Raw genomic sequence first — 12,732 nt, 5'->3', positions numbered from 1 at the left:
AACTTTAGATTCTTAACGTCTAATAGTGGATCTAGCCACCTACCGCAATTAATAAAAAAGAGGAACTCAGCTGTATTTGAAGCTGAGTTCCTCTTTTTTATGGTTTATGAAGTGCTATTATCGAAACACTTTCCCTATAACCGTATACATTCTACAATCTTTCGGAGCATCACCATCGCTGTTTCCTGCCATTATAATACTATCGCCAGCTTCTGCAACCCGATGAAAAATAGACATTACAATATTACCAACCTTAATATTATCGCCAGTATCTTCGTAATCGTCTAGCAAGAATTCAGGTCGTTTAACGGTATCGTCATGTAATACATATATATGCATTTTAACCCCAGCAATAAATTGCAGCTGATCTCTTGCCCAATATCGATTATCGGAGTTTGGCGTTCTTATGTATTCAGAGCCTGTTAGGTATTTTGGAATTACCGTATAGTTTTCTTCCATATCAGTATAAGCCTTTTTACCCCAATGCATATTAGTACGTAACATTGCTTTACCGTCACCAGTATAGCTAAATTTTGTAAATAGCTTGCTTTTATTGGTTTTACCAGGAATGTATTCTGGAATATCAGGCGTGTGGACAGGTTTAGGCTCCTCAGTGAATATGGGTTTATATACTTGAGGTAATTCTGTTGTTAATCCGTTTTTTATAGCTATCGGATTTGAGATTAGTTCTGTACATACCTTTGGTAATTCTTTGTAAGTAGCCGAAAGGGTCACTTTTCCAGACGTTAATGTTGAACGGATGGCCACCCGATTAATTCCGGATTCTAGATCTAAAAATAAGTTGTTTGTAGAATTGGATTTTCCACTATTATAACCACCACGCCAAATGGCTGGTCCAGTTATGCTAAACTCAACACGCCCTTTAGCTAATGGGCATCTTTGTCCTTTAGCATCTATTGCTTCTACATCAATGAGTACGATATCAGAACCATCAGCAAGCCATCCTTTAGGAGCGGTAATTGGAGTTAGCTTTAGAGCTAATGGCGCTCCTGCAGTAGTTTTTGTTTGGGTTACTTGAACACTGTTGTCAATAATTCCCTCTGCTTTAATTTCACCAGCTTCCCAAGAAACGTTTTTAAAGGTGTATAGGTATCCACTTGTTGGAGTTGTGTTTTCTCCAATTAATGTATCGTTAACATAAAGTTTTACACCCGCGGTGTTGGATACCACAAAGATGTCTTTTGTTGTGTCTTTGTCATAATTCCAATGTCCAATAATATGTACTTGCGGCTCTGGACGCCACATGGCTTTAAGCGCATAAAAAGCTTCTTTAGGTAAACGTACAGCATCGACTTCTCCACTGGCTCTAGTAACCTCAGTTTGTCCACGACCACCATGTGTTCCATCACTAAAAATCCAGTTTGCTCCACCTACATGATAGGCTTTTCTACCCATTTTGTCCCACCAATGTTTTACCTGTCTTACAGCAAATTGTTCTGAAGTGATTTTATAGGTGTTTTTATCAATGTTTGGGTGGCTGAAGAAATTATCATCAGGTGAATTTTTGTCCCATATTCGTCTTGGGGCTTCTTCACGCATGTATTCACTTTCAATAACCGGTAAATCAGGATATTCACGTTCCCAACCTTCGGTTCCAATCTCAATAGAAATATAACCTTCAGAATCATTTTTAACATCGGCTCTTCTATTCCCCATAAGGCGCTTGCCATTCGGGTCAAACGTATTAATAACTTTCAGAATTTCTTTATAGTGAGCCTCACTTTCTGCCCAGTTACCACCTTCCCAGATAAATATAGATGGATGATTTCGGTAATAGACAATCATATCTCTAAATGCTTTTATTCGGATGTCCCAAGTTTCTCCTTCATCTTCCGATTCACCACTTACACCAGGCATTAAGGTAACAAATCCGTATTTATCGGCCATATCGGCCTCTGCAGGAGACCCTGCACAATGTCCCCATCTAATAAAATTACCTCCGGCTTCATCCATTAATTGGAACGTATGGTCGCGTAGCCAATCAGGTAATGCTGCACCCAACCCCGCCCAGGCATTAGTTGGCTTTTGTCCCCAGCCATGTAATTTTGCGTGTTCACCATTATTAAAAAATCCTTTGTCTTTATCGAAAATATAGCTTCGAATACCTAATGGTGTGTTATAGGAATCTACTGTTTTGCCGTCTATCAGTAAGATGTTTTGTACGGAGTACATGTAAGGCTTTCGGGTGTACCAAAGATGAGGGTTTTCAATAGTCACTTTTGTAGAAAAAATGCTTTTTTCTCCTGCTTTTATGTCTTGTTCTGTTATAGAGCTTGCAACAAGTGTTCCTTCGTAATCATACACATTCGCCTTAAATGTAACAGATTTGTTTTTATGATATTCATTTTGTATTTCAGCGTTTACAAAGACATCAGCTTTGTTCTCAGATATGTTGTCTGCGTATACATATGTTCCCAATGTTTCTAAGTTGTCATACAGAGGAAGTGTAATATGAAGTGGATTCATCACATGTAAAAAAACATTGCGATAGATTCCACCATGAGTAGGGTGCCAATGTTCATGATTCCAAACTAGAGGGAAATTTTCTCTAAAATGGTCCCCTCGATCATTGTTAACTTTTACGGCTAGAACGTTATTTCCATTAAAGTTTAAATGGGGTGTCAAATCATATCCAAAAGGAATAAAGCCTGTTTGGTTTTGTCCGAGATGTATGCCATTTATGTAAACATCCGCTATTTGTCTCACAGATTCAAATTCAATAAATATTTTTTTACCTTTATCTGATTCAGGTAGTTTGAAATGCTTTCGGTACCAAACAGTTCCTCTCCATTGATTAGATTCACCGTCATGATGACCAAGACTGTAATCATCGAAGGTATCAATATCGTTGAAGGTATGAGGACAACTAATAGTATCCCATGAAGTATCATTGAAGTCAATTTTTTCAGCATTCTCTGGATTTTCTTTGACAAACTTCCAAGCAGGATTAAAATTATATTTGACCCTGTTGGTAGTTGTTTTCTCTTCGCCGGCGTTTTTTTTCTGACTAACGCAAGACTTGAAAGTGAAACCAATAAGGGCTATGAAAATACTGACTAATTTTAATTTCGATTTATACATAAAAACTAATGAATTTTAATAACAAATTTACTGAGATGGTGGAATTATCTGTCATGAACTGTGATGTATGAATTTGATAATTTGGTTTTTTTTAAGTCGTTGGTTATATTCTTGTCAAAAAGTTGTTTTGACTGTTTGACTTTGATCTGTGTGTATTATTTTTATCCCTAGTTGAAAATTTAAGTAATTCTAGTTTCAATACAGTACAGGATGCAATTCGATAAGGTTAATAATAATTTTAGATTTAATTTAAATGATATATGATGAAGCGTAATGTTTTCGTGTTCGTAGTTTTAATAATAAGTTATTTTTCTGCAAAAGGGCAATTGAATGATTCTGATACACGGCCAAATGTTTTGGTCTTTTATGTAGATGATCTTAGGGCCGAACTAGGGTGTTATGGTAGTAAAACTGCTTTAACCCCTAATATTGATCAACTTGCAAAAGATGGCGTTTTATTTAATAAGGCCTATGTGCAACAAGCGATTTGCGCACCATCTAGAATGAGTACATTAACAGGTTTACGTCCAGAAACCTTAGGGATTTATAGCATCTTTACACCATTACGAAAAGTACACAAAGACGTGGTTTCTTTGCCACAATTATTTGATAGCAATGGTTACAAAACCATTAGTATTGGTAAAGTGTATCACCATGGTGTTGATGATAAAAATGTTTGGTCTCATTATTTTGAAAAAGAGAAAAACGCTTATTTAAAACCTGAAAATATTGCTTTAATGAAGCGATTAAAAGAAGAAGGAGTGAAACCTTTAAAAGGACCTGCTTTTGAAAGTGCTGATGTAGAGGATGATGGGTATAAAGACGGACGAGTTGCCAATTACGCAATTGAAACTTTGAAAAAAGTCAAAGACGATCCATTTTTAATGTTTGTAGGGTTGAGTAAACCACATTTACCTTACAATTCTCCAAAAAAATATTGGGATTTATATAATAAAAATGATTTTGAAATACCTTCTAGAAAAAAACCAGAAGAGGCTTATAGGCTAGCTTTGAGTCCTTGGGGAGAATTAAAGTCATATTCAAATATTCCAAAAGAAGGGGATCTAAATGATGACTTAACGAGAGATCTCATTCATGGTTATCATGCAAGTATTAGTTACATAGATGCACAAATAGGAAAGGTGATGACAACATTAGAAGAGTTGGATTTGAAAAAGAATACGATGATTGTTTTTATGAGTGATCACGGGTATAAAATTGGAGATTATGCTTCTTGGTGTAAGCAATCTAACATGGAAATTGATGTAAGAGTACCACTAATTATTAGTAGAGAAACAAGCTACAAAAATAGAGTCACAGGTAAATCGTCAAATGCGTTGGTTGAGAATGTAGATATATACGCAACGTTAGTAGATGTATGTAGATTGCAGTCTGCTCCTGTTACAGAAGGGAAAAGTATTGTTCCTGTATTGAATAAGCCAAATAAAAAATGGGATAAAGCTGCCTATAGCGTATATGCAAGAGGGAAAAAAATAATGGGGGTTACAGCCACTGATGGTGAATGGAGATATACTGAATGGAGAGATTCTAAGACACATGAAATACTGGGTAGTGAATTGTATGAACATAAAAATAGTTTGGTTTCTTACGTAAACCTATCTGGGAATGAAAAGTATAAAAAGGTAGAAAAGAGAATGAAAAAACTCTTGGAAATAAAGTTTCCAAGTAACGGTAAGCCTTTTGTACAAAATGATAAATAAAAATTCCATGAAAAGTTTGATGTTTAAATTTAGTTATGCCTTTATCATTGCATTTTTTGCTTTTGGTGAGTTAAGCGCTCAACGAGCAGAGGTGGATTTTAATAATGACTGGAGTTTTATTCTAAAAGACAATTCATCATTTTCTAAAGAAAATTTTAATGATTCTAGTTGGAAGAAATTAAATGTTCCTCATGATTGGTCTTTTGAAAAAGGGGTGAGAAAAGGTGGTGATCAAGGTCAAGGTGGTGGGTATCATGACGGAGGTGTTGGTTGGTACAGAAAGCATTTCGAAATTAAAAAAGAGAGTTTGTCTAACATAACTTATATAAACTTCGATGGTGTTTATATGAATAGTGAGGTTTGGGTAAATGGAAAATATTTAGCCAAAAGACCTTATGGTTATATCAGTTTCAGATATGACATTTCAGAATATTTAAAGGAGGGGAATAATACAATCGCGGTTAGAGTAGATAATTCTTTAGAGCCTTCTGCGCGTTGGTATCATCCTTGTGGAATCTATGCACAAGTAAAATTAATTGAGGTGCGTCCAACACATTTTCAACCAAATACAATTTTTATTCAAACACCTTTAATTCAAGAGGAAAAGGCAAATGTGTTGATTGATGCTGAAATCAATGGAAAATTAAAAGGTCTAATATATGACGTGAAATTGTTTTCTCCAGATGGAATTGAGTTGACTCACAAATGTGAAAAATTGAAGTCGTCAAAACCTACTTATGAACTTGAAATAGAGAATCCAAAATTATGGAGTCCTGATACGCCCCATTTATATACAGCAATTACACAAATTAGAAAAGGGAAAAAAGTTATTGACGAAGTCAAAACAACTTTTGGATTCAAAACGGTAAAATGGGATGCCCAAACAGGATTTTGGTTGAACGGAATAAATATGAAATTAAAAGGAGTTTGTGAACATTGGGAAGGAGGTCCTGTTGGTGGAGCTTGGACAAAGCCTTTGTTACGTTGGAAATTACAATCATTAAAAGATATGGGAATCAATGCCATTCGTCCATCTCACAATCCAACACCACCTATGTTTTATGATATCTGTGATGAGATAGGATTGTTAGTTATGGACGAGATTTTTGACGGTTGGCATAAAAAAGCACCACAAGATTATGGTAAACAAGCTTTTGATCAATGGTGGCAACGAGATGTTACAGAGTGGATTACAAGAGATAGAAACCATCCGAGTATTTTTGTTTGGAGTTTAGGGAATGAAACGCATAGTCCGATTGGACCAGATTTAGTGGATTTCGGGAAAAAATTGGATCCAACTCGCTTATTTACCTCAGGGGCAGGAAATCCAGAAGACATGGACATTCAAGGAGTCAATGGAGGTTCTGAAACAAAATCGTTTATAGAGGGAATGAATGCAAAAAAACTAGACAAGCCATTCATTTCTACAGAAGCTCCGCATACATGGCAAACAAGAGGATATTATAGAACCCAAACGTGGTGGAGGGATAATGAGTTGCCAGGTACTTATCCTTTACCAAATTTAACTGAGAAAGAGATTTTCTTTTATGAAGGCATAAATCCTAAAAAATGGCGAAACAGAAAACAAAGTTTCAATTCTTCTTATGACAATGCCACTGTAAGAGTTTCTGCAAGAAAATACTGGGAGCTAATGCGAGATAATCCTTGGCATAGTGGTCATTTTAGATGGACTGGTTTTGACTATTACGGAGAAGCAGGTTTGGTGCACGGTGGTTTGCCATTTAATCTATTTATGGGTGGAGCATTAGATGTTGCTGGTTTCAAAAAAGATTTATTTTATTTCTACCAAAGTCAGTGGACATCAGAACCTATGATTCATATGTTACCTCATTGGTCGCACCCTAGAATGAAAAAGGGAACCGTTATTCCAGTTTGGGTGTATTCGAATGCTGACGAAGTGGAATTATTTTTAAACGGAAAATCTTTAGGAAAAGACATACCAGGAAATATTTGGAATGAAATGCAATGTGAATGGATGGTACCTTATGAGAATGGAACAATAGAAGCTGTGGCATATATTGATGGGAAGGAAGTAAAAAGGACTTCATTTTCTACGAGTAAATATCCTTCGAAATTAAAAACAAGTGTTAAAAAATTGGCGGCAGAAGGTTGTTTTGAAGCTAGTTATATCATTACTTCAGAAAGTTTAGATGCGAATCATAATTTATATCCTTATGGAGAAAACAAAACCTATTATCATATTGAAGGTGATGTAAATAAAATATCCATGGAGAATGGTAATCCAATAGATCCTACAAGTAGAACAAAATCGGATTTTCGAGCTTTATTTTTTGGTAAAACAAGATTGTTTTTAAGAGAAAAACCAGAGGCAAAAAAAGCAATGGTGATTACGGGTGCTATTTTGGGAGATAAGGCATTGTATACTTCAAATAAGGTCACAATTGATACCAAACAAATAGATGTGTTAGGGGAGGGAGAAAACACTAGTTTAGAAATCTTATACACCGTGAATGGAGAAAATCCTGAAAAGAATGGAGTTGTTTACAAAGGTAGCTTTGAAGTTCATAATAATACGACTGTAAAGGCAGTTGTGAAGCAAGATGGAAAAGTTGTATTGGCAATGCAAGAAACTTTTGGAGCAAATGAAGGTTTGTTCTGGGGTGATGAGCATTCTAAAGACATGTGGATTGGTAGGGGTGTAAATATTTCTGCAGAAGATGGTATTTTACAAGGAAGTGCCATGGCAAGTAATGATGCAAGGCGCTTTAAAGGTTCTGGATTTGTTGATTTTAAAGGGGAAGAAGGGTCTGTAGAGTTTTATCAAGAAAATGATGGTGAAGCTGGAGATTACAGCATTAGGTTTAGATACATGCACAATAATGAAGGAAAATTACACCCTTTAAAGTTGTTTGTAAATGATGAATATATAAGAACATTGGAATTCAAAGCTACAGGAGGTTGGGAAAAAGAATGGAAGTTTGTGCCCACAATTATTACATTAAAAGCGGGCGCCAATAGCATTCGTTTAGAAACTACAGGAGAAAGCGGTCCTTATATTGATGAATTGTTTATAGATTAAAATTACTAGTAATTGTATGCGTAAATCAGTTGTTTCGTATCTCTTTTCATTTGTTACATGGTTCATATGTTGTAGTAGCTGTCCTATAGCTCAAAAAATCACCTTTACATAAACGATAAAAATATTACAGAATACATATTTGATAAGTGACCAAGAAGTATGCTGATAAAAATTTTGAACTTATTTATACTTGATGTGTTTGTAAGAAAATGACTCGTGAAAAAGTGTTTAAGTCTTAAAAATAAAACATAAATTTTGAGAAAAATATGATTAATTATTGGAAAGATTTTATTGGTGATAATGCTGTTTAAAAACTAGTTAGAAGAATAAATTGTAGTTAAAAAAAATGGTTAGAGAGAACGATTAATTGATGCAAAAACAACTATCAATAATAAAATACAGTTTTTTTTATGTCAAAAATCATGAGGTTAAACATGTTTAAAGTATTGTTTTTTAGTTGTTTAGATTTTTGGTTACCCTAATTAGGATTTTCGGTTCCGTTGAATATCTAAATTTGTAATCAGAAAGTTAAACCAAACTAAAACTACTTTTATTATGTGTGATTTACAAATGTTAAAGTTTATTTCGATAGACGATGATTCAAGTATTCCGAAATATTTACAAATAATTAATTCGATTGTTAAAAATATTTCAGTTGGTAATATTACTACAGGTGATAAAATTCCTTCAATTAATTCTCTCAGCGTAGAGTATTATTTATCACGAGATACTGTAGCTAGAGCATACAATATTTTAAAAGAAAGAAATATTATAGTTTCAATACAAGGTAAAGGAAATTATATAGCGAAAACTAAATTGATTTCTAAAACCAATATTTTATTTTTAGTAAATAAGTTAAGTGAATATAAATTGAAAATTTATAATTCATTTAGAGAAAGATTAGGTGAAAATACGCATACTGATCTTCATGTTTATCATTGTGATGAATCTATATTTATAGAATTGTTAAAAAAATACAAATCTGCTTATGATTATTATGTAATTATGCCACATTTCAAAACAGAAAATTTGAAACATACAAGTTCTACACAAGCTGTGAATGAATTAATGAATATGATACCTAAGGATAAATTGATCGTAATGGATAGTGATAAGCATGATGTTGAGGGTAGTTTTTCAGAAGTTTTTCAAGATTTTGAAAATGATATCTATGAAGCTTTGTCGTCAGGAATTGATAAAGTTAAAAAGTATGATGAGTTGGTCTTAGTGTTTCCTGAAAAATCATTGTATCCCTATCCAAATGGAATCATGCAAGGGGTTAGAAAGTTTTGTATTCACAACAATTTGAATTTTGATATTCTAGACGAAATTAATGATACCAATAAAGTTAAAAAGAAAACACTTTATATAACGATAAAGGAAAGTGACCTTGTAAATTTGATCCATAAAATAAGGAACCGTCAACTTGAAATGGGTAAAGATATTGGTGTTATTTCTTATAATGATACATCATTAAAGGATTTATTGGGTATTACTGTTGTTTCAACAGATTTTATCAAAATGGGGGAAAATGCAGCGGAAATAATTAATGAACATAAAAAAACTAAAATTAAAGCGCCTTTTAGTTTTATCGATAGAAGATCTGCATAATAGACCTTGCTGATTTTAGTTGTAAAGTTATTAGAAGGTGTTAGGGAAAAATAGTAGTAACTCGTGTCAGTTCTATTTGTGGTAAAATAGAAAAGAAACATTGGTTTTTTGAATATGTTGTTGAGTTGGTTTTGAAAAGCTGTCTAAATTTTTAGACAGCTTTTTTATGCGCTTTTATTTGTCTATGTATAAAGTATGTAACAAATAAGGAAGTGTATTTTGGACTTATCAGGGATATTGTAATAGTTTGTGTAAGGGGAATTGTGAGATGTGTATAGAACATAAAAAATAAATAAGAAGAACTTATTTAAAACATTCTGATTTTGTACCGAATTGGTATGATTGGGTGCAAAAAAACTCATTTATATCCCTGAGGAAATAAATGAGTTTTTATAATTTATAAAGCCTTAATTATTACTTTCTTAAATAAGTAGTATTTGCCCATCTGATTTGAGCTCTACCTCCTTTAATTCTATAGGCACCATATCTTATACCAGATTGTAAACCTCTTTCTGGTTCAGGAATTACGAATGGAAAAGATTCACCACCAATGGTTGCGTCCGCATAATGAATCTTTTTTGAGGAATCATTAGGATCTGCTTTAAAACCTACTTCTAATGTAATGTCAACAATTTCTCCTTTTTGTACTTCAGTTAAAAATACCACTTCACGTCCTGATCCTTCACCACCACGATATTTAATCTGCTCTCTGTAAATTCTAAAAGACTTTTGGTATTCCATTCCATTTTCATCAATAGCCATAACTGGTTTTGCTAAGTATAAACAAATTGCAGGGTCTGGAGAACCTTGTTGTTCACCATTTGCGTCTAGACTATGCTTCCCTTTTGCCTGCATAATATAGGTACCATCCTGACCATAACTAGAAGTTTTTCCAGTTTCAAGAATTCTAACGGTTCCAGTAAATCTTACATAATTTCCTACTGCATTGTTTGCTCTACTATGATATCTTTCAATTCTTGGTTGTAAAGTACCCCCAAATTGGTTTGAGCCATCTGTTATATTGTAAACTCCCCAAGCAGTACCATCTATAACATTTTCAGAGTAGTTTGAGTAGCAACTTCTATCGTCAATACTTCCAACGTTTGAAGCGTTTTCCAAATCTGGTCCATATCGATCAGGGTTGTTAAACTCATCACTACATGCTATGGAAATAGTGGTAACTTCATCACTTACGATTATAGAGTTTGGATCTACTGGTTCTTCTTCAGGATCAGGAATAATGATTTCTAATTCTTCATCAATATTAATGTTATCTTCAGCTGATGAACAAGAGATTAAAGCGGTTGCTGTGAACAATGCCACAGTATATCCAAGAGATAAAAATGATTTCTTTGCTTTCATAATATGTCTTATTTTATATTATCTCAAATTTAATTTAATTGAAAAGTTTAACTGTGCTGATGTGTCCGATTAAACTGTTTTTTAAGAGGGATTTATGGATGTTTTAACAAAGTTTTAGAGCTATAATAGATTATAATTTGGTCTAAAAGCCAATATGAACCCATACCAAATGTTATTCATGCTTTTTAAGAAGTGCTTAATTTATTAGAAATAAGTTGTTTGATAGCCTTTTTTATAATCATTTGTTTATAGATTGGTTATTAGTGAGCAAATGCAATGGGATAACCTAATAGGTCAGCACAGTGTCTTCATGCTATTTAGATAATTTTATTTTTATTAATTAAAAATCAATAAATTATGACGAAAAAATTACACAAAAATTTATTTGTATTGGGTGCTTTTATTTTAGCTGCTCAGTTAAGTAATGCGCAGTATGTAGGAGAGTATTTTCCTGTGTCTGCAATTCAAGTAGGGGGTACTTTGAATGTTGTTACAAAAGTAGAATTTGAAGATTATGACAAAACTTCTAGTGCGGCAGCAGGTGTTAATACCCAAAGCACAAGTACAATCCCACCTGTTACAGGTACCTACAGTGATACTACTTCAGGAAATCAAGGGGGTAATACTACTCACAGAAGTGGTTCTGATGTGGATATGAGTGATGGTGGTACTGGTATTGTAGTTCATAATACTGCAAATACAGATTATATGATATATACTATTGAGGTTGTAGAAGCTGGGCCTTACACAATTAAAGTAAATTACGGACAAGGATCTGGTGGGACTAAAGGTTTCCAATTATTTTTAAGAAATGTAAATACGCTGAGTAATGTAACAACAATAATGAATGTTGGATTACCAGATACTGGTAGTTCAATAACTTATGCAGATTATACAGTTACAGATGTAAATTTGACTGCTGGAACTTATGCATTGCATGCTAGATTTACGGCTTCAGGACCAAATTATGACTACATGTCTTTTGAAAGAACAGGTGTTGCGGCTAATGACGATTATGTTGGTTTACCTTTCTCAGGTACTGCAATAAAGCTTGGAGAGACATTGGATGTTGCTAGCAAAATTGAGTTTGAAGATTTTGATAAAAGCGCAGGAAACGATAATGGTGTGAATACTAGTAGTTCTGATACTACTCCAGTAACAACAGGTACCTACAATGATTCTACGGCTGGGAATGCTCAAGATTCTGACCATAGAAGTGGTTCAGATGTTGATATTAAGGTTGGTGGAACAGGTCATTATGTTCAAGATGTGGTAGGTGGAGAATACTTATTATATACAGTTGATGTAGATGTTGATGGGCCGTATACAATTGTTGTTAACTATGCACATGGAGCTGAAGCGGGTAAATCATTTCAATTGTTTTTAAGAAATGCTACTACGTTGAGTAATGTTGAAACTATAATAAATGAAACTTTACCTGAAACAGGAAATTCATTTACTTTCGGCGATTTTTCAAAAAGTAGTGTCAATTTAACTGCAGGTACTTATGTTTTACATGCGAGATTTCCAGCAGGTGGACCAAGTTGGGATTATATGACTTTTACAAGAAACGGTGTTGCAGGAGTTGAAGAGACTAGTACTAATGCAATATCAAAAGTTTATCCTAACCCATCAGCAACAGGAATTTTTACTTTAGAAACTCCTAGTTCTTGGGAAATTATTTCGTTAGTAGGTGTTAAAGTTTTAGAAGGAAATGGAACGACAATTGATGCTTCTAATTTGGCTAAAGGAAGTTATATTTTAAATTTAGGCAATACTGCTCAAGTTATTGTAATAAATTAAAAGTATTGGAATATTTTTTTAAGGCTATCTATTCATAGATAGCCTTTTTTTTGGAGCGATTTTTCCATTAGT

The 12,732-nt window shown here is 33.8% G+C and carries 6 protein-coding genes; 4 read left to right on the top strand and 2 right to left on the bottom strand.

Features of this window, described 5'->3' with window-relative positions:
• Window positions 1–117 precede the first annotated feature (117 nt).
• Window positions 118–3,102 (bottom strand): glycoside hydrolase family 2 protein, encoded by a 2,985-nt coding sequence (locus tag AC2DGP_RS06040; protein WP_484492113.1) that lies wholly within the window; start codon window positions 3,100–3,102, stop codon window positions 118–120.
• A gap of 263 nt (window positions 3,103–3,365) precedes the next feature.
• On the opposite strand from AC2DGP_RS06040, the gene AC2DGP_RS06035 reads away from it, so the two are divergent.
• From AC2DGP_RS06035 to AC2DGP_RS06025, 3 genes are all read left to right on the top strand, one after another.
• Entirely contained in the window at window positions 3,366–4,823 is a 1,458-nt protein-coding gene (locus AC2DGP_RS06035; protein WP_484492112.1) for a sulfatase, read from the top strand.
• A gap of 7 nt (window positions 4,824–4,830) precedes the next feature.
• Entirely contained in the window at window positions 4,831–7,884 is a 3,054-nt protein-coding gene (locus AC2DGP_RS06030; RefSeq protein WP_484492111.1) for a glycoside hydrolase family 2 TIM barrel-domain containing protein, read from the top strand.
• A gap of 555 nt (window positions 7,885–8,439) precedes the next feature.
• Complete coding sequence (locus AC2DGP_RS06025; protein ID WP_484492110.1) at window positions 8,440–9,495, top strand: GntR family transcriptional regulator; 1,056 nt, start codon at window positions 8,440–8,442, stop codon at window positions 9,493–9,495.
• A 414-nt stretch (window positions 9,496–9,909) separates the two neighbouring features.
• Here AC2DGP_RS06025 and AC2DGP_RS06020 read toward each other — a convergent pair whose 3' ends face one another.
• On the bottom strand, window positions 9,910–10,857 hold the full coding sequence (locus AC2DGP_RS06020) for a hypothetical protein (RefSeq protein ID WP_484492109.1): 948 nt from the start codon (window positions 10,855–10,857) through the stop codon (window positions 9,910–9,912).
• Window positions 10,858–11,214: 357 nt separating this feature from the next.
• On the opposite strand from AC2DGP_RS06020, the gene AC2DGP_RS06015 reads away from it, so the two are divergent.
• Entirely contained in the window at window positions 11,215–12,660 is a 1,446-nt protein-coding gene (locus AC2DGP_RS06015; RefSeq protein ID WP_484492108.1) for a T9SS type A sorting domain-containing protein, read from the top strand.
• Window positions 12,661–12,732 lie beyond the last annotated feature (72 nt).

The organism is Flavicella sp. IMCC45537 (assembly GCF_057197705.1).
This window is presented reverse-complemented; position numbering and strand designations above follow the sequence as displayed.